The 17,764-nt window shown below is 61.5% G+C and carries 20 protein-coding genes and 1 tRNA gene; 11 read left to right on the top strand and 10 right to left on the bottom strand.

What is annotated here, in order from left to right; translation table 11 throughout:
• Positions 1-119: 119 nt before the first annotated feature.
• Complete coding sequence (dusA, locus tag PCO31110_RS13300; RefSeq protein WP_150690614.1) at positions 120-1,133, top strand: tRNA dihydrouridine(20/20a) synthase DusA; 1,014 nt, start codon at positions 120-122, stop codon at positions 1,131-1,133.
• A gap of 186 nt (positions 1,134-1,319) precedes the next feature.
• Positions 1,320-1,395 (top strand) — tRNA-His (locus tag PCO31110_RS13305).
• Between the two features lie 84 nt (positions 1,396-1,479).
• Here the strand turns inward: PCO31110_RS13305 and PCO31110_RS13310 are convergent.
• The gene (locus tag PCO31110_RS13310; RefSeq protein ID WP_150690615.1) at positions 1,480-2,034 is read right to left on the bottom strand and encodes a site-specific integrase; all 555 of its coding nucleotides are present in this window, start codon (positions 2,032-2,034) and stop codon (positions 1,480-1,482) included.
• A 109-nt stretch (positions 2,035-2,143) separates the two neighbouring features.
• Positions 2,144-2,437 (bottom strand): hypothetical protein, encoded by a 294-nt coding sequence (locus PCO31110_RS13315; protein WP_150690616.1) that lies wholly within the window; start codon positions 2,435-2,437, stop codon positions 2,144-2,146.
• Positions 2,438-2,665: 228 nt separating this feature from the next.
• Here PCO31110_RS13315 and PCO31110_RS13320 point away from each other — a divergent pair, with 228 nt between their 5' ends.
• Positions 2,666-2,923, top strand: a complete 258-nt coding sequence (locus tag PCO31110_RS13320) for a type II toxin-antitoxin system ParD family antitoxin (protein ID WP_150690617.1) — start codon at positions 2,666-2,668, stop codon at positions 2,921-2,923.
• Positions 2,920-3,219, top strand: a complete 300-nt coding sequence (locus PCO31110_RS13325; protein ID WP_010807222.1) for a type II toxin-antitoxin system RelE/ParE family toxin — start codon at positions 2,920-2,922, stop codon at positions 3,217-3,219. Before PCO31110_RS13320 ends, PCO31110_RS13325 begins: the two co-directional genes overlap by 4 nt.
• Positions 3,220-3,750: 531 nt before the next feature.
• On the opposite strand, the gene PCO31110_RS13330 is transcribed toward PCO31110_RS13325, so the two are convergent.
• Positions 3,751-4,119 carry a hypothetical protein gene (locus tag PCO31110_RS13330; RefSeq protein WP_010807221.1) on the bottom strand — a complete coding sequence of 123 codons (369 nt, stop codon included), beginning with the start codon at positions 4,117-4,119 and terminating at the stop codon, positions 3,751-3,753.
• 403 nt (positions 4,120-4,522) lie between these two features.
• Between PCO31110_RS13330 and PCO31110_RS13335 the strand changes: the two genes are divergently transcribed.
• Both PCO31110_RS13335 and PCO31110_RS13340 read left to right on the top strand, forming a co-directional pair.
• The gene (locus tag PCO31110_RS13335; RefSeq protein WP_036660901.1) at positions 4,523-4,777 is read left to right on the top strand and encodes a DUF1488 family protein; all 255 of its coding nucleotides are present in this window, start codon (positions 4,523-4,525) and stop codon (positions 4,775-4,777) included.
• 86 nt (positions 4,778-4,863) lie between these two features.
• Positions 4,864-5,115, top strand: coding sequence for a hypothetical protein (locus PCO31110_RS13340; protein WP_010807219.1), 252 nt, complete (start codon positions 4,864-4,866; stop codon positions 5,113-5,115).
• 20 nt (positions 5,116-5,135) lie between these two features.
• On the opposite strand, the gene PCO31110_RS13345 is transcribed toward PCO31110_RS13340, so the two are convergent.
• From PCO31110_RS13345 to PCO31110_RS13360, 4 genes are all read right to left on the bottom strand, one after another.
• Positions 5,136-6,833, bottom strand: a complete 1,698-nt coding sequence (locus PCO31110_RS13345) for an MBL fold metallo-hydrolase (protein ID WP_150690618.1) — start codon at positions 6,831-6,833, stop codon at positions 5,136-5,138.
• 153 nt (positions 6,834-6,986) lie between these two features.
• The gene (locus PCO31110_RS13350) at positions 6,987-8,006 is read right to left on the bottom strand and encodes an alpha/beta fold hydrolase (RefSeq protein ID WP_150690619.1); all 1,020 of its coding nucleotides are present in this window, start codon (positions 8,004-8,006) and stop codon (positions 6,987-6,989) included.
• A 104-nt stretch (positions 8,007-8,110) separates the two neighbouring features.
• Positions 8,111-9,694: a flavin-containing monooxygenase gene (locus PCO31110_RS13355; RefSeq protein ID WP_150690620.1), complete on the bottom strand. Its 1,584-nt coding sequence runs from the start codon at positions 9,692-9,694 to the stop codon at positions 8,111-8,113.
• Positions 9,695-9,716: 22 nt separating this feature from the next.
• Entirely contained in the window at positions 9,717-10,613 is an 897-nt protein-coding gene (locus PCO31110_RS13360) for an SDR family NAD(P)-dependent oxidoreductase (protein WP_010807215.1), read from the bottom strand.
• Between the two features lie 129 nt (positions 10,614-10,742).
• Here PCO31110_RS13360 and PCO31110_RS13365 point away from each other — a divergent pair, with 129 nt between their 5' ends.
• From PCO31110_RS13365 to PCO31110_RS13380, 4 genes are all read left to right on the top strand, one after another.
• Positions 10,743-11,429, top strand: coding sequence for a TetR/AcrR family transcriptional regulator (locus tag PCO31110_RS13365; RefSeq protein WP_246189827.1), 687 nt, complete (start codon positions 10,743-10,745; stop codon positions 11,427-11,429).
• A 105-nt stretch (positions 11,430-11,534) separates the two neighbouring features.
• Positions 11,535-12,737: a formate-dependent phosphoribosylglycinamide formyltransferase gene (gene purT, locus PCO31110_RS13370; protein ID WP_010807213.1), complete on the top strand. Its 1,203-nt coding sequence runs from the start codon at positions 11,535-11,537 to the stop codon at positions 12,735-12,737.
• A 183-nt stretch (positions 12,738-12,920) separates the two neighbouring features.
• Positions 12,921-13,352, top strand: coding sequence for a MarR family winged helix-turn-helix transcriptional regulator (locus PCO31110_RS13375; RefSeq protein ID WP_010807212.1), 432 nt, complete (start codon positions 12,921-12,923; stop codon positions 13,350-13,352).
• A gap of 87 nt (positions 13,353-13,439) precedes the next feature.
• Positions 13,440-14,252: an SDR family NAD(P)-dependent oxidoreductase gene (locus PCO31110_RS13380; RefSeq protein WP_150690622.1), complete on the top strand. Its 813-nt coding sequence runs from the start codon at positions 13,440-13,442 to the stop codon at positions 14,250-14,252.
• Between the two features lie 258 nt (positions 14,253-14,510).
• Here PCO31110_RS13380 and PCO31110_RS13385 read toward each other — a convergent pair whose 3' ends face one another.
• The 3 genes from PCO31110_RS13385 to PCO31110_RS13395 all read right to left on the bottom strand — a co-directional run bounded on the left by PCO31110_RS13385 (position 14,511) and on the right by PCO31110_RS13395 (position 16,126).
• Positions 14,511-14,714, bottom strand: coding sequence for a cold-shock protein (locus PCO31110_RS13385; protein ID WP_010807210.1), 204 nt, complete (start codon positions 14,712-14,714; stop codon positions 14,511-14,513).
• A 293-nt stretch (positions 14,715-15,007) separates the two neighbouring features.
• The gene (locus PCO31110_RS13390; RefSeq protein ID WP_010807209.1) at positions 15,008-15,532 is read right to left on the bottom strand and encodes a GNAT family N-acetyltransferase; all 525 of its coding nucleotides are present in this window, start codon (positions 15,530-15,532) and stop codon (positions 15,008-15,010) included.
• A gap of 255 nt (positions 15,533-15,787) precedes the next feature.
• The gene (locus tag PCO31110_RS13395; protein WP_150690623.1) at positions 15,788-16,126 is read right to left on the bottom strand and encodes a hypothetical protein; all 339 of its coding nucleotides are present in this window, start codon (positions 16,124-16,126) and stop codon (positions 15,788-15,790) included.
• Between the two features lie 527 nt (positions 16,127-16,653).
• On the opposite strand from PCO31110_RS13395, the gene PCO31110_RS13400 reads away from it, so the two are divergent.
• Positions 16,654-17,736: a GGDEF domain-containing protein gene (locus PCO31110_RS13400; protein WP_246189828.1), complete on the top strand. Its 1,083-nt coding sequence runs from the start codon at positions 16,654-16,656 to the stop codon at positions 17,734-17,736.
• Positions 17,737-17,764: the final 28 nt, after the last annotated feature.

The following is a 17,764-nucleotide window of genomic DNA, read 5'->3' on the forward strand; positions in this document are numbered from 1 at the left end:
CTTTTTTCGGTGCTACACCGTAGCACTTGTGTGCTAAAACGAGCCTAAATGGCGTCTAAAATTGGGAAATCGGGCACTACGCTTTTTGCTGTAATCGACTGTTTTGTAAGAGATTTTCAATGAATTTACCCTCCCGCCGCGTCAGCGTCGCGCCGATGATGGATTGGACGGATTCGAACTGTCGCGTCTTTCATCGTCAGCTTTCGCGCCATATGTGGCTGTATACCGAGATGGTCACGACCGGTGCGCTGCTGCATGGCGACGTCGCGCGCCATCTCGACTTTGATGCCGTGGAGCATCCCGTTGCACTGCAGCTTGGCGGAAGTGAGCCGCAGGATCTCGCGCGCGCCGCGACGCTAGGCGAGCAGTGGGGGTACGACGAGATCAACCTGAACTGCGGTTGTCCGTCGGAGCGTGTGCAGCGCGGTGCGTTCGGCGCTTGTCTGATGGCCGAGCCGGAACTGGTGGCCGACTGTGTGAAAGCGATGCGCGACGTGGTGCAGGTGCCAGTGACGGTCAAACATCGCATCGGGATCGACGACGTCGAGTCGTTCTCGTTCGTCGAGGACTTCGTCGGCAAGATTGCAGAGGCCGGTTGCACGACGTTCATCGTTCATGCGCGCAATGCGATTCTGAAGGGATTGAGTCCGAAGGAGAATCGCGAGATTCCGCCGCTCAAGTACGACTATGCGTATCGTCTCAAGCAAGTCTTCCCGCAACTCGAGATTCTGATTAACGGCGGTGTGAAGACGCTTGATGAAGTCGAACTGCATTTGCAGCATGTCGACGGCGTGATGCTGGGCCGGGAGGCATATCACAATCCCTACGTGCTGGCGCACGTCGACGCGCGCTTCTATGGCGACACGTCGCCGGTGAAATCACGCGAGGAAGTGGAAGACGCGCTGATCGAGTACGCTGCGGCACAAGTGGAGAAGGGTAAGTATCTTGGCGGGATCACGCGTCATGCTTTGGGGCTATATCGGGGCGTGCCGGGCGCACGCGGATGGCGTCGTGTGCTATCCGATCCGAAGCGTTTGAAGGCAGGCATCGGCGCGTTCGAAGAGGCGCGTGCACAGTTGCGTGCGGGTGCGGTTTCCGAGCGAGACGATGCAGAGTCGTTAGCAGCAGCGTGATCTTGAGGCGGCGAACGAACCTGCTTCGCGTGCGTTCGCCGCGTTAGATGACGATGTCGCGCATCGATCGTGCACGAGAGCGAAGAAATATTCCGAAGCGGTGAAAAAAGTGCTTGGCAGCGCAATAAAAACGTCGCTATAATCTTGTTTCTGTTCAGCAAGCAAGTCAAGTTGCTGATCACGGCGGTGGCCGTAGCTCAGTTGGTAGAGTCCTGGATTGTGATTCCAGTCGTCGTGGGTTCGAGTCCCATCGGTCACCCCAAAATTCCCTTGTAGTTCGTAGCGTTGCCGCTATCTCAATCGTTCCATGCAGTGAAATTCGGAACGAAAATCCCAAATTCGGAATTCATTCAGTAGCATCAGCGATCTTCGTTCTGCGTCGATCGTAGTGTCGGTGCGTTGTCGACGGGTTCGTGTGTGCGGCAAAATCGTACGCATCGGCGGCACGCTTCTCGAGCTTTTTCGTGATGGCAGTGGGGCGGATGTCGAGAAGCGAGAAATAGGCCGGACGCTTCGTGAGTTTGAGCGCCAAGTCATCCACATTTTCCCCCTTGCGCTGTGCAGCTTCGCGGGCCTTCTTCGCCTTGAATTCTTGCGCGATCGTCTCATCCTTCTCGCCGATATACGAGTACATCGCGTCCTGCCACACTGAGTTCCAACCGCTTTTCGTGTAAGGCCACCCCCTGCGATTCGGGAACAGGAACACGCTCGACACTTTCCGCTCGCGCTTCGCACGCTCGACGACCACCCGCAAGCGAGGCGACCACTTCCGCAGTTTGCGCGTCACTGCCTCGCCAAGCTTTCGCTTTGCGCTGACGACCATCACGCCGTCGTCACTTATTCCGGATATGTGGTACGGGCGCACCTCTGCGGCCCGGAAGCCGGTGAGATAAGTGAACATGCCGGCTACGCCCATCGTGCGAAACGCCTGTGGCCGCATAGCAAAATGCGAGGGTGAATCTAGAGATAGCGGATAACGGCCCACCGCATTGGATGGGCCGCAACAACGGTTACCGCACCAATCGCGGTTTCTCGCCCCGCTTCGCCGCGTGAAGAATGACGTGGGGCCCCATCAACCTATCCGTCGCTACCATCGCTTCTGCGAACGTCTCGAAGTAAATCGCATGCTCAGGGTCGGACACATGTGCTCGCCTGATTTCTCCTGCTGTCTCGTCCCAAGCGTAACCGAGGTACTTCCTGTATTCGTGGAACCAGACAACATGCCCTTCACGCGTCAACGACTTGGGGAGGTCGAGTTCGCCGTTTCCTCCATCCTTTCCGCCATTGTCGTTTGAATCGCTCATCAAAGTCTCCTTAGATGCCAGTGGATTTAGCCGTGTTAGCGGCTGAATTCATCATCGCAGGCGTGCTGTGCCCTGAGTTTCAGTAACTTCCGAATATTCTGAGTACTCGGTCGGGACTCGACAAACAACTCCCGTTCCCGACATCGGGCTGGGCATGCAATTTGATAACTATTATCAATGGTGATAAAATTCCAACTATTCCAGCCAAGCCCCCTAACTGAGGAAATCATGATTAGCGCTGAACTTGGGCGACAGCTTGAGAGCTACATTGCCGAGCTTGTGGCGACGGGCCGTTACGGCTCGAAGAGTGAGGTTTTGCGCGAAGGCGTGCGACTCATTCAGGATCGTGAGACCCAGCTTGCTGCGCTCGATGCCGTCGTTGAGAAGGGCATTGCCGACGCGGAAGCAGGTCGGGGCCAACCGGCCGCCGACGTGTTCGACCGTCTCGAAAAGAAGTATCAGGCGATGGTGAACGACAAGGCATGATCGTTCACTTACTGCCCGAAGCCATCGTCGACCTCGAAGCCATTGGTGACTACATCGCGCGGGACAATCCGCGCCGTGCCGTGACGTTCATTCAGGAACTGCGAGACAAGTGCTTGAGTCTTGCTGAGATGCCGCTAGCGTTCCCCGTGGTACCGCGTTATGAGCGTTACGGTATCCGCCATCGCGTCTATGGCAACTACCAGATCTTCTATCGTGTGGTCGAGTCGGACGACCGAATTGACGTCGTCCATATCCTCCACAGCGCTCGCAACTACGCCGCAGTTCTGTTCCCGTGAGCCGATGCCGGTGGGGCACGTAGGGGGAGGATCGCGCTGCTTCCCAATCGCGCCTAATACCGGCTCGTAAACTCCTCGCAGAGCCCCGAATTTTCGTGCTGAATTTTTGCGCAGGCCATTGGGGGTATCTTTGGGACGCACTGGCAAATACGGCTTCAAGCGTTGGCCCCTCTCTGTCGATTTCTTGTCAACGGGCGGCCGGAAAGCCTTGTCGCACCGTTGCATGTCCAGCTATGAGAATTGACAATCGGGACACCCTAACAGCCTAAAAAAAGAAAAATTGCTATTTGATAACCGGATTGTGATTCCAGTCGTCGTGGGTTCGAGTCCCATCGGTCACCCCGAAATTCCCTTGTAGTTCGTAGCGTTGTTCGCGACAAGTCCTCTCCCGGTCAGGGAAAATTTCCAAGAAATTCATGTGCCGGGCATTGAGGTGGCCGCGTCATTTTTGCATCCTCTGAAGCACGCTGCACACTCGCGAATCGGTCGGACAGTTTTGCGCCACCCGTGAGGGGCGCTTCCGACGAGTCTTCAGATCTTATGCAGGTGGCGCTTTACCACTTCACCCGCTTTGATCCGATGATTCGCGAACTGTTCGGCCTTGGACGCCCAACTCTCGATCTCGGCGTAATGTCCTTCATGCCTTGCGCACAACTCGGCGACTTCGGTACTGCTCAGCGATTTGTCAGCGGTGATGACGTCACGCAAGGCGTCGCATGCTTCATGCATCTTGGCTGCGAGATGGGCGCGATGGTCCGGCGTCGTGACGAACATCTTGACCGCAATCGCCTGAATCCCCTCGCTTAACCTCTGCAATCGCTCCTGGGAGGTGATCCCTTCGTTCGCATTGGTCGCAATTTCAAGTAGATTCAGGCCGACTTTAACCTCGTCTTCGTACATAAAACACTCCGGTGAGAATGATCCAGCCAGGTGGATTGGCCGCCTGCGGGCGTGACGTCGTATGAGAGCGATTCATAGCATCCCTTGGCGGGGCCCCCCCCCTGAACAAAGACTGACAAAGTTTGATCTATGTCTAATACCGCGTCCGGCGCCTGCCGCCAGTGCGAGCGAGGCCGTCCATAATGAATCCGTCATGTTCACATGACCCTGTCTTCCCGGGTGGTCATGGTGCCCCATGCGACCCGGTTTCAAGACCCACCCCCAGGTGGGTCTTTTTTCGTCTGCGCCGCCCTCCGCCGTGTGCTAGGTGAAACGTGCCGATGTCACTTATTGAATTCGAACGTGCTACGCTTTTTGAAAGCGTAAGGTGTTTTTCGACTTTCAGGGCGCAGCGGAGGTGGCAATGAGTTCCTTTCTGCACGGCGGCATCGGACTCGGAAACGACGGCGAGTTCGTGCGTTTTTACGTCAACGTCGATGGCAGCGTTTTCAACTGCCAGATAGGGCGGGCCGCACTCAATCGTCTCGCAAATGCCGACGCCAGCGGCGAAGCACTCTTCGATCAGTTCATGGATGCCGAAGACGAGATCGTCAAGCTTGCCGCCAACGCGATTGCCAGTGGCGTGCGCACCGAGCCCATCGTCGTCGATGTGCCATGAACCCATGCGAGTCAACCTTTTCGCGCCGAACACGAGCCACCCCGTTCGACATGCCATTTCCTGCATCCCGCCAACCGGAGTCTGTTATGAACTACGCATCGCATGAGCAGGTCTACGAATACCGCGCAGGTTATCAAGTTCGCGTGCGCGCCTTTCAGAAGGAGTACGCCGGACCCTGGGACTATCTGGTGCAGGTCATCAAACACGGCAAACCGGAGGGGCCGGAGGTGCGATCCCCTGACGGGCATCGCGACAATCGTGTCGACGCCGAGATGGCCGGGCGTAAGGCCGGAGAGCGCATCGTCGACGAGTTGCTTGGCGGCGATTCGTACGAATGACACCAGTCCCGGGGGCAGTCTCAATTCCCCGTCGCAGCACCGGCATGTCGCCGCCATTGACCGTCTGCCGACACCGACGCGAGACCGTCCTCCGCGAGTTTCTCCAGATGCGCCTGCAAGGAGCGCCGAGCGACGGCGTGCCGTGACACGGGCACATCTGCATACACCACCGGTATGAGCGTCTCGATCGTCGTCGGCCCTATCTGCGCAAGCGCATTGAGCGCGCGGGCCTCGCGCGCGAGCCGATGCGCAATGAGCCGGGCAATTCGTTGCGCCGGCCGATCCATCACAAAGCCATGCCCAGGGGCGAGCCACTCGGGCGCGAGCGCGGCCAGTTTCGCAAGCGACGCCAGATAGGTCGCCATATGCCCGTCAGGCGGGTTGATGACGACTGTCGAGCCTTGCATGACGTGGTCGCCGGTGAAGACCAGCTCAGCGCCTTCCAATGCATAGCAAAGATGATTGGTCGCATGCCCGGGCGTATGAATCGCGCGCAGGATACGGCCGTCCGGCAACGTCACCGCGTCGCCGTCTGCCAGCGTCACGTCGGGCACGAAGGCTGTGTCTTGCCCTTCGTCATGACGCGCGCGCATGCCATAGGTCGTTGCCCCCGTCCGCGCTTTTAACAGGCGCGCGCCGGGTGAATGATCGCGGTGCGTATGGGTGACGAAAATCTGCCGGATGGGGCCGCGAGCGGCGCGCAGGATCGCGTCGATGTGCGCCGGGTCGTCGGGGCCCGGATCGATCACCGCCCACGCGTTGTCCGGGCTGCCGCCCACTAGATACGTATTCGTGCCGGGGCCAGTCATCATGCCTGGATTCGGCGCGGTCAGACGCAGCGTGCCGGGCATCAGTGTCACCACGCGCCCAGGCACAATCTCGTAGCTGCCCGCGCCTTGTTCGTGCGGATCGGTCAGGGTCAATTCGGCCCAGGCCGGCTCGTCCGGTGTGACCGGCCAGCGACCCCGTTTGCCGCTGGCAAGACGCGGCTGAATGCGCGGTACCCCTTTCAGTGCCGCTGCGGCGGCTATCGCCTGATCCGAAGTGCCCATGCCCTCCAGCCATTGCAGCAGCTTGCGCGTGGGCGGCAGCAGGCGAAGTTGATCGGCATGCGTGAGGGCGTACCGGGGGCGCATCCATCGGTGCGCCGCCGTCTCGATCTGATCGACTTCGACCTGTTGACCCTCGGGAAGCCTCGCCAGAAAGAACCGTGTGTCAAAACGCTTTGCCAAGCCCAGCGGCGTGACCCAATGACTCAGATAGTGCAGACGTTGCGCGGCGAGTTGCACGTCGAACGAGCGGCATAGCGATGCAATATCGACTCGCCCCTCGTGCAGCGCCTCGCGTTCGCCGCGCATGATGCCGAGGCGATGTTGGTCGACGGGGGTGCCAGAGCCATCGTCGGCGAACAACACGCCCGTTTCCTCGAAGCATTCCCGCATGGCGGTCACGTAGTAATCGAGGCCCCCCTCGGGCAGTTGCAGACGCCGACTGGCCGTCGCGTCGTCGAGGGCATCGCACACGAGGTGGCCCAGCCGGTCGCCAGCATCGACTACGCCGCCGGGGAACACGTAGGCATCGGAACTGAAGTCGGTCGCGCGTACGGCGCGTCGCAACAGCAAGACTTCCATGCCGCTGGCTCGTTCGCGCAGCACGACGACGCTGGCGGCCATTCGGAGGCTGGGTGGCGCCGGGTGGGCTTCGTTGCGATCGGACATGAGGCGTGCGCACGCAAATCGCGCTGAATCGGGAAGCGTCTAGTTTGCCACCGGAAGGCCCCCGCCGCAGGCGGGGCTACCCCCGATGTGCGGCCTGAGTGGAGTGTGCGGTGTTCGGGGCGAGCAGGGTGAGCCGCGTGTGTCGGGGCGGCGTCATGACGCAGTGCCATTCGCCGCGTGCACCGACACCGTCATGGCGGGCTGGGGGGCACCGTACTGTGGCGCGGGCATGCGTGCCGCAACGTCCTTCAGCCATTGCATCGTCGCCTCGGGCTGCGTAACGGGCAGCATGTGGCCGCCGTCCACGAGCGTCAACTGCACGCGTTCGCTGGCGAGCGGCATGGTCTCGCCTTGCAGGCGGTAATCGAGGATGCGGTCGCCACGTCCATAGAGGATGTCGACGGGGACCGACAAGGCTGGGTAACGTGCTGCAAGGCTGGGCATGTCGCGTTCGGCGGCGAGGATGTCGACGCTGCCCGCCTCGAAGTTGCCCGGCCGGAAGCCGAGCACGCCGCCGCCGCGAACGAGGAAGTCCTTCGGGGCGTCTTCCGGGCCGAAGACATGGGTGAGTGTCGTGCGGCCCGTCATCATGCCGATAGGCACGGCGAGGGTGCGTCCGACCCAGCGGCGCCAGCGGGCGCTGCGAATGGCCAGGGCGCGAAAGGCCGCAGGCACCTCGGACACCGGCTGCGTCAGCGGTGCGATCAAGGCGAGTGCCCCGACGCGTTGCGGATGGTCGAGCGCCAGCGCCAGCGATACCGCCCCGCCCAGCGAGTGCCCTACGACAAGCGGACGTTCAAGTGCGAGGGTGTCGATCAATCGGGCGACGACGTTCGCCTGCGAGGCAATCGCGCCATCGTGTTGTGCGGCACGCGTCGAGTAGCCGGACCCTGGCCGGTCGACGAGCACGATGCGATGCGTGCGCGCGAGCGCTGCCAGCGGCAAATAGGCGAAGTTGCGCAACTGACCGCAAAGGCCGTGAATGAACACGACGGCCGGACCCTGGCCGAAATCGACGTAATGCAGACGCTCGCCATCGATATCGAGATATTGGCCGTCTGGCGGCACGGCCGCTTCGGCGCGGCGTGCAACGCGATGCGTGAAACGCATCAACACGACCGCAACTGCGGCAAACGCAATGACGAGGCAACCGAACAAATAAGCAATGAGCATGATGGCGTATCGAGCAGCAGGCAACGGGAGTCAGGGTGCATCGTAACAACGCGGGGCGCAAGCGGGTTACAACGTGGCGCGTCACCCATCGCGGCGCGTGCGGGCTAATAACGTGTCGCCGATGCCGCGACGCCCGTCGTATTCGATGCATGCGTGGCCGTGGTCGCGTCCGGCCCGACCGGTCGCGTCGCGCGACGCTCGAAACGCATGGCGCCATCGTCGACGCTGCCCCAGCGCATCAATCGCAGGTCGCGCAGGTAATTCTGATAGAACACCCACGGCTTGCGGCCACCCTGTTTTGGCAGCGCTCCGGCGGCGCGCTGAATGTAGCCCGACGTCAGGCCGATGGCCGGCATCTCGCCATGCTCGCCGTCGCGCAACTGCGGTACGCAGGTGTCCGCCCCCTGCGCATTCATATGATTGATGAGACGGCAGACGTATTGCGCGATCAACTCGGCTTTGAGTGTCCACGACGCATTGGTGTAACCGAAGACCGATGCAAGGTTGGGCACGTCGCTGTACATCATGCCCTTGTAGGCGACCGAGTCGGAGAGTGCCACGGGTTTGCCGTCGACCAGCAGACGGGCGCCGCCCATCAACTGCACGCGCAAGCCGGTCGCCGTCACGACGATGTCGGCGTCGAGCGTCTTGCCGCTTTTGAGCGCGAGTCCGTTCGCAGTGAAGGACGCGATCTCGTCCGTCACGATGGTGGCTCGTCCGTCGCGCAACGCCTTGAAGATGTCGCCGCCCGGTGCGAGGCAAAGCCGTTGATCCCACGGTTGATAGCGGGGCGTGAGGTCGCGTTCGACGTCGACATGGCCTTGTGCCTGCCGCGCTGCGCGGCGAATCAGTAAGCGACGGATGGCGTGCGGCCAGCGTCGCGCCGCATTGTAGAAGCCGAGGGCGATGAGCACGTTCTTCGCGCGCACGATGCGGTGCGCCATGCCCGCCGGCAGCCACGTGCGCAAACGTTCGGCGACGCCGTCGCGACTCGGCATCGACAGGATGTAGCTCGGCGAGCGTTGCAGCATGGTGACGTGCGCCGCCGTCGCCGCCATGCTCGGCAGCAGCGTTACCGCCGTGGCGCCGCTGCCGACGATGACGACGCGCTTATCGCGATAGTCGAGATCCTGAGGCCAGTGCTGCGGATGCACGATGGTGCCGGTGAAGGCGTCCATGTCCGGCCACGTCGGTGCGTGTCCGGCATCGTAAGCGTAATACCCGCTGCACATGAAGAGGAAGCGGCAGGTGAGCGCCTGCGTGTCCTGACGGCCGTCGGCGTGTGTGCGTTCGATGTCCACCGTCCAGCGCGCGATAGTCGAATCCCAGCGGGCCTCACGAACCTTGTGGCCGTAACGGATCAGGCTGTCGAGCCCCTCTGCGCGAGCGGTGTCCTTGAGATACTCGAGAATCTCGCCGCCATCGGCAATGGCCCGGGGGCTGGCCCAGGGACGGAAGCTGAAGCCGAGCGTGAACATGTCGGAGTCGGAGCGCACGCCGGGATAGCGGAAGAGATCCCATGTGCCGCCGAGCGACTGGCGCGCTTCGAGCATGGCGAATCGCGTGCCCGGACAGCGCTCGCGCAAGAAATGCGCGGCAGCGATGCCGGAGAGTCCTGCGCCGACGATGATGACGTCGAGGTCTGTGCCGACACGGTCGACGTCGGTGGCTGTCGTGTTTGCCGTCATGGCGATGGTCTCCGGGCGTTGTCTATTTGGTTGCCGTGGAGCGAGCCGCTGCGTCGTGCGCTTTCGACGAAGGCTTGCGAGCCATGGCAGAGCGCCGGTAGAGCCAGGCCACCACGGTCTGATAGCGCGCGCCGAGCAGACGGGCCAGTTTATCGATGCGGTGCGCGTCGTCGCCGACGAGCACGCGTCGTGCATTACGCTCGACGCCCGCGAGGATCTGCCGTGCAGCGGCGTCCGCACTCGTCGCGTCGATGAGCTTGTTGGCACGCCGGCGGTGCGTGTGGGCGTCCACACCGGTGAGCAGGGTGATGCTGTCGTCGATACGCGAGGTCAGCACAATGTTGGTCGCGACGCCGCCCGGATGCACACACGTACATGAGACGGGCGCGTGCGCCAGTTCCAGCTCCATTCGCAACGCTTCTGTGAAGCCGCGCACGGCGAACTTGCTGGCGTTATAGGCCGATTGGGTCGGCATGGCGATGATGCCGAACAGGCTCGACGTATTGACGATATGCCCTTCGCCGGACGCCATCAGGTGGGGGAGGAACGCCTGCGTGCCATGCACGACGCCCCAGAAGTTGATGTCCATCAGCCATTTGAAATCTTCCTGGCGCATGGTCGCCACCGGCACCGACAACGAAACGCCGGCATTGTTGAAGACGAGGTTGACCTTGCCGTGGGCTGCAGCCGTCTCGTGAGCCCAGGCGAAAACGGCGTCGCGATCGGCGACGTCGAGCCGCTGCGTCGTGACGCGAACGCCCAACGCGCGGCAGGCGGTGGCCGTGTTCGTCACGCTGCTTTCGTCGATATCCGATAACGCGAGATGCGTCCCGCGGCGCGCCAGTTCGAGTGCCAGCGAACGGCCCATGCCCGACCCGGCACCGGTAATGGCTGCCACTTTGTCCGTCAACGTCTTCACCGTGTTTGTCTCCGATTTGTGACGCGTCTACCCACCGTCGGGTGACGGACGTCGCATGATCTGTAATCTTTAATTTGGTGTTGATCGTCACCACTTTAGTTTTACACTCAGGTGATGTCAAATAGCGAAATGGAACAAGGGCTCGAATCGAGAGATGCCGCATCGACGGCATCGCCACCTGCGGGGCCGGGTGTGCCGCCAACGGCGACCGGCGGGCGGCGCTATGGCGGGGTGGGGCAGGCCCAGCGGGAGCAGGCACGCCTTACTGCACTGATCGATGCCGCCACGGAAGTTTTCGGCACGGTCGGATTTCGTCGCGCGACGGTGCGTTCGGTGTGCCGTCTGGCCAAGCTCAACGACCGGTATTTCTATGCGGCGTTCGAGAACCTGGAGCATTTGTTGCGAGCGACGTACGCGCATCATGCGCAAACCTTGCTCGGGCAATTGCAAGCTGCCATTACCGAGAGCGCACCAACGCTCGACGCGCGGCTCGACGCCAGTCTGCACAGTTTTTTCGCGTTTCTGCGCAACCCGCATGCGGCGCGTGTCTTGCTGCTCGAGGTGATGGGCGTGAGTTCCGAGATGGACCAGACCTATCACCGCTATATCTCGGAATTCGCAAAGCTGATCCTGAGCATGGCCAACGTGCCGCCGCCGGCCAGTGAGGACGCGCAAGCGCAGGCGAGAATTGTCGGCGTGGCGCTGGTGGGCGCGATGACCAACGCCGGCACCGCCTGGGTGCTCACGGGCTATCAGGAGAGCGAGGCATGCATGGTGGCGAGTTGCCGCCGTGTGCTGCGAGGTGCGCTTGTTTGACGTTGCCGGCGGCGCAGCGGCGGTCATGCTCGCTACAATACGGCTTTCGCGTACGACGCCAAGTCGCGTCGACGCTTCTGATTTCTTACTCTCCAAAGGTCGAAAATGACCACTATCGGAACACCGCTGTCGCCGAACGCGACGAAGGTCATGCTGTTGGGCGCGGGCGAACTCGGCCGTGAAGTGCTGATCGCATTGCAGCGTCTGGGGGTTGAGACGATTGCCGTGGATCGCTATGACAACGCGCCGGGGCAGCAGGTTGCCCACCACGCCCGCACCATCGCGATGACCGATCCCGAGCAACTCAAAGCGTTGATCGAAGCCGAAAAGCCGGATCTCGTCGTGCCCGAGATCGAAGCCATTGCCACACCGATGCTCGAAGCGCTCGAAGCAGACGGTGTGGTGCGCGTGATCCCGACGGCTCGCGCCGCGCGTCTGACGATGGATCGCGAAGGCATTCGCCGTCTGGCCGCCGAGACGCTGGGGTTGCCGACGAGCCCGTATCGGTTCTGCGATTCGCTAGAGCAATTGCAGGCCGCGATCGATGGCGGCATCGGCTATCCGTGCATCGTCAAGCCGGTGATGAGCAGTTCGGGCAAGGGGCAGAGCAAGATCGACGGCCCCGCCGACGTGAAGGCGGCATGGGATTACGCGATGGCCGGTGGCCGAGTGAGCCACGGTCGCATCATCGTCGAGGGCTTCATCGACTTCGACTACGAAATCACGCTGCTAACCGTGCGTGCGCGTGGTGCCGACGCGCAGATCGAGACGCACTTCTGTGCCCCGATCGGTCACAAGCAGGTGAGCGGCGATTATGTCGAGAGCTGGCAGCCGCATCCGATGTCGTCGGTGGCGCTCGAACGCGCCCGTCTGATCGCGCGCGACGTCACGAACAACCTCGGCGGACAGGGCATCTTTGGTGTCGAGCTGTTCGTGAGGGGGGAAGACGTGTGGTTCAGCGAAGTCAGTCCGCGTCCGCACGACACGGGCATGGTCACGATGATTACCCAATGGCAAAACGAGTTCGAGCTGCATGCGCGCGCCATTCTCGGTCTGCCGGTCAACACCACGTTGAAGACGCCCGGCGCGAGTGCCGTCATTTACGGCGGCGTGGACGCGACAGGCATCGTGTTCGACGACGTGGATCGCGCCCTGCAAGTGCCGCAAACCGACATTCGTCTGTTCGGCAAGCCGGAGAGCTTCGTGAAGCGCCGTATGGGGGTTGCACTGGCGTATGACAACGATCTGGATGTCGCTCGCAGCAACGCGCTCGAAGCCGCCAGTCGTGTGAAGCCGCGAGCGGTCTGAACCGAGGCGGATCACTACGCCAGCATCGCGCAGTACTGCGCATTGAAGCGGTAGATGGGCATCGTGGGCAGCGGCTCACGATGCTTTTTTTATTTTTGCGGTTGCGAAACGCAACTATTAAGTTGTATTGTGCAACTATGTTGAGGTAGATTTCAGCGAAATGCCAATGGGAGCGTTTGCACAGTGAGTCCCGATCCGTCGTTGGTCGAAGCCATTCGCACCGTATCGCGCGAGATGGTCCGGGAGCTGGGTTTCATGGGCGGCAATTTTGCCGGCACCGATCTTTCGCCGTCCGCTGTCCACGCGTTGATCGAGATCGAGCGCGGGGGTATTACGGCGCGCGACCTCGGCGCCCGGCTTCATCTCGAGAAGTCGAGCGTCAGCCGGATGCTGCGCAAGCTGGTGCAGTCCGGCGATGTCGGCGAAGCGGTCTCGGAGCACGATGCCCGTGTGAAGCGGTTGTTCCTGACGCCGGCCGGCAAGAAGCGCGTGGCAGGAATTCACGCGTTTGCTCGCGCGCAGGTGATGGAGGCGCTAGGTCGTCTGGCGCGCGGGCAGGATCGCATCGTACTGGACGGAATGCGGCTTTACACCGCCGCGTTGAAGCAGCGGTGACGAGCGCGTGCCTGGGCGTGTGGCGCAGGCCCGGAAACGTTACCCGGACGAAGTCGTCCTGAAACAACATCTTGAGAGGTCGCTACCATGAACGATTTCCCCTCGCTGACCGAACTTGCCGGGCCGATACCCGTCAGTGTGCCGGCAGGAAGACTCGACGGCCGCGTATGCCTCGTCATGGGCGGCACCAGCGGTATCGGCCGCGCCACGGCCTTACGCATGGCTCAGGAGGGGGCGCGTGCCGTGATCGCCACTGGACGGCGCAAGGCACTCGGAGACGCGCTGGCGGAGGATATCCGGCGGCTCGGGGCAGAGGGCATGTTCGTCAGCGCGGATTTGACGTGCGAAGCGGATATCGTCAGCGCAATAACGCAAACGATGACGCAATTCGGCCGGCTCGACACAGTGTTCAACAACGCCGGTTTCCAGGAGCCGCGCGCGCGATTGGCTGACCAGACCGACGCCGTCTATTCGCAGGTGTTCGACACTAATGTTCGCGCTGTCTTTCACGCGATGCGTCACGAGATTTCCGCGCTTCTCGCCTCCGGTGGCGGCACTATCGTCAATAACACGAGTGTGAGCGGTGTACGCAATCCCAATGCCGGGCTCGCGCTCTATGGTGCCTCCAAGGCGGCGCTCAATTCGCTCACTCGCGCAGCCGCGATGGAATATGCCCCTTCGGGTATTCGCATCAATGCGGTCGCACCCGGGCGTGTGGTGACCGCCATGATGCTCGCCTCGGGCATTGCCGATATGCGCAGCGTTGCGGCGGGTCTTCCGCTCAAGCGAATGGGGCATCCCGAGGAGGTGGCCGCCGCCGTCGTCTGGCTGAGTTCCAGTGAGTCCAGCTATGTCGTCGGACACGTTCTGGCAGCCGATGGCGGCTTTCTTGCGGGCTGAACTGGCGCTGACTCAGGGATTCGGCAAGGTCACCCTCTGCGCGCGGTCATGCGGTGCATCGAAATCCTGCAACGGGCCTTTCGGTGTGCCATTCGCCGTCTACCGGTAAGCCCATCGCCACCTCCGGATCGAAAAGTTCAGCATACCTGCAAAAATGAAAAAACCCCGCGTGAGCGGGGTTTTCAGTTCGGGCAGGCCTTGCGGCACTACCCGAGGCGCGTCGATCGCGTTAGCGATCAGCAGCGAAACATCCGTCGCTTACAGCGGCTGGATGTTGCTGGCCTGACGGCCCTTCGGTCCCATCTTCACTTCGAAGCTGACCTTTTGGTTCTCTTGCAGGGACTTGAAACCCTTCGATTGGATTTCCGAGAAGTGAGCGAAGAGATCTTCACCACCTTCGTCCGGCGTAATGAATCCAAAACCCTTGGCGTCGTTAAACCACTTGACGGTACCAGTTGCCATTTCTTAAATCCTTAAAGTTTTCAAATGAGCGAGCGAGAAGCTCAGCGAGCGCATGACATTAAAGCTGATCAGGTACAACCGAGTTGACGCAGAGGGCGACATTAGATGACACAAGACTCGCCATACAACGTTCATGCACCCGTTTTTTTACGGGAAAGGTGGGAAGGTGTCAAGCAGGGAAACTTTAGATTGTTGATCCACGCCAGTTTCAAGCCATTTTTCGCTGCGTTGCGGCATGCATTCGGTACTGCCGGACGACCGGTCTGACTACCCTTGTGGCGGCACGTCCGAGGTCATGTCTTTTCGGTCTGCCAGACGTAACGCAATGCCGGCACTTCAATGCCGGGTGACACCGCAATCGGATGAACCCTACCCGCGCGGCCGCCCAGCCGGTCGTAGAACTGCCGGGCGCGCGTATTACGCGCGAGTACCCAGAGATAAAGTGCAGCGTCGGGATCGAGGGCACTCGCCCAGTTCCTTACCTGATGAAACAAGGCCCGGCCAACGCCCCGGCCTTGCCACGTGGCGGCCACATGGAGGTTATCGAGCAAAATGCCGTCACCGCCGGATAACGCGCACACGAATCCGGCGAGCGGTCCATTCGCCATGTCGGGACACGCTTTCCATATACGCATTGCGGGGTCGTCGGCGCGCATCAAACGGTCGCGCCACAACGCAGCGTGTTCCTGCATGAGATGATCGCGCACATGTTCCGTCGGCAGCATATGCGCATATGTCGCTTGCCAACTCCGCGCATGCAACTCTGCGATAGGTGCAACGTCCTCCATCGTCGCCGGCAGGATGTGGGGCGACGTCATGCTGGCGCTCCCATCGAACGGGAAGCATGCCCGGCAAAATGAGAACCGCCGTCACCGAAAACGGCGAGCGCAAAAATATCATCGAGCGAAGTGATGGAAGGTGTGTCTTGTGGCGTGGACGCAACGCGAGCGCTGGCTTGCCGGGGTGTCATGGACGTGTCACCGCGCTATGCGGTTTGAGTGAAAGAGACCGGTAGAGAGCGTCGCCTTGCTATGCGCGCTCACTTAACGTTCACTATAACGCGGTGCACGACTTCAGGCACGCGAATGCGGATGCCGATGGCTGGCCACTGTCGGGTGTGTCCGGTGCGTCGTTTTGGGCGGCAACGTGTGATGCGCCTTCATGGTTTTCTTCTTGCCGTGTGCTGTCTTGTGTGCGTGATATTTCTTAAGCGCAGACGTCTTCGCCGACGCTTTCGTCGCTGCGCCGTGACGGCGATGCTTCGATGACGAGGCATGCTGCGTTTTGGCGTGATGACGGGACTGGGTGTGGGAGGCGGAAGCGGCGAATGCCGAGGCCGAGAACATCGCAAACGTTGCCAGCGCAAGAGCGACGCCGACGTTGCGCAGGGTGCGCGGGTAGAGCATGGACAACAAGGTCTCCGTAGGTTTGAGTGCCGGCGCCGTCGGCGGGTGTGCCGCGCTGCCGCCCGATCGGGCCGGATCGCACCGTCAGCTTTGTCACTGGCAGTGCGTTCGAGCGGCCGCGATTGTAGGGCTGCAAAAATGACTTGTCGAGATGGTCGGCCGACCGTCCGAATGATGCGCTGGGGTGCAGCCAACGAATTTGGTGCGCCGCCACATGGTCTGCTAATGAACTAGGTATTTTCCCTAGCATCACAAAAAACCCCGCCACGGCTCGATTTCATGGCGGCAAAATTCACTGGCACCACCCTACAATTTGACGGGCGGGTGCCGTTAACGGCCTCATGATCGTCTCCCTTGCAGACGTTATCATGACGGCCTCACCACGGGCTCGGCGAACGCGTTCGATACATTCGTTCCGGCCTGTTACTTGTCCTTCGGCGCCCATGATGGGCGTGATGTCGAAGCGCCAAGGCACGATGCAAGGCAAACACGCTAGGCGGCCGCGAAGTGCCGCGTGTCTCTCGAGACCTTACGTGGCAACCAACCAGGCACCGACGCTCGACTCCTTGCAATCGCTGCTGGCGACCGTCCAGCGCAATGAGCGCTCGCTCAAACGTTTTCAGGACATCGAGTTGGCGCTGATGGGTGCGCCCGACTTCAGTCAGTTTCTGGAAGTGATGCTTAACCGCTTGCGCCACGATTTCGATCTGTCGGGGGTGCGTCTGATGCTCGCCGAGGTCGACGACACGTTGCGCGATCTTATCGACACGGCCGAAGGTATTCGTGCGCTCGACGCGGGTCTTTGCATCGCGCAGGACGCCGGAACGTTCTCTGCCGTGTGTGGCGATGGCCAACTCTGGATCGGCTCGCCGCGTGAGCGCCACGCGTCGCTCTTCGGGCCGCGCGCGCCAGCAAGTGCCGTCGTTATGCCGCTTGCCCGCAACGGCCGCTATCTGGGCGTCATCGCACTGGGCAGCCGCGACGTGCGCCGCTTCTCGCCGGAAATGGCGACCGATTTTCTCGAGCGCTTCGGCGCGGTTGTTGCCGTGTGTCTCGAGAACATGTGGAATCGCGAACGCCTCAAGCGTATCGGCCTGACCGATCCGCTCACCGGGCTGTCGAATCGCCGCTATTTCGATCAGCGTTTGCGTGAAGAAGTGGTGCGCGGCGCACGTTATGGTGCGCCGCTCGCGTGTCTGCTGATCGATATCGACCATTTCAAGCGCGTCAACGATAGCCATGGTCACGCCACCGGCGACCGTGCGTTGCGTGCCGCCAGCGTGTGTATGCGTGCGCAATTGCGAGTGACGGATACCCTCGCCCGTTACGGGGGGGAAGAGTTCGCCGCACTGCTCGTGCAGACGGAACAGAACTGGGCGGGGACGGTTGCCGAGCGAGTCCGTCGCGCTGTGGCGCGGTTGGAAGTTCCGGACGACGACGGTGCGCTCGTGCCGCTCACGATTTCCATTGGCCTGGCGAGTGTGGACCCGCGTGATAGTCACGACCCAGAGACACTTCCGATGCGTTTGCTTGGCGCTGCCGACGCGGCGCTGTACACAGCAAAGCGTTCCGGTCGCGACCGCGTCGTCGCGGCCTCTGCGGCGACGCTGCGTTGAGCGTATCACCGGCGGGCAGCGACAAGCC

Origin of the sequence: Pandoraea communis, from assembly GCF_902459745.1 — a bacterium.
GTDB lineage: Bacteria > Pseudomonadota > Gammaproteobacteria > Burkholderiales > Burkholderiaceae > Pandoraea > Pandoraea communis.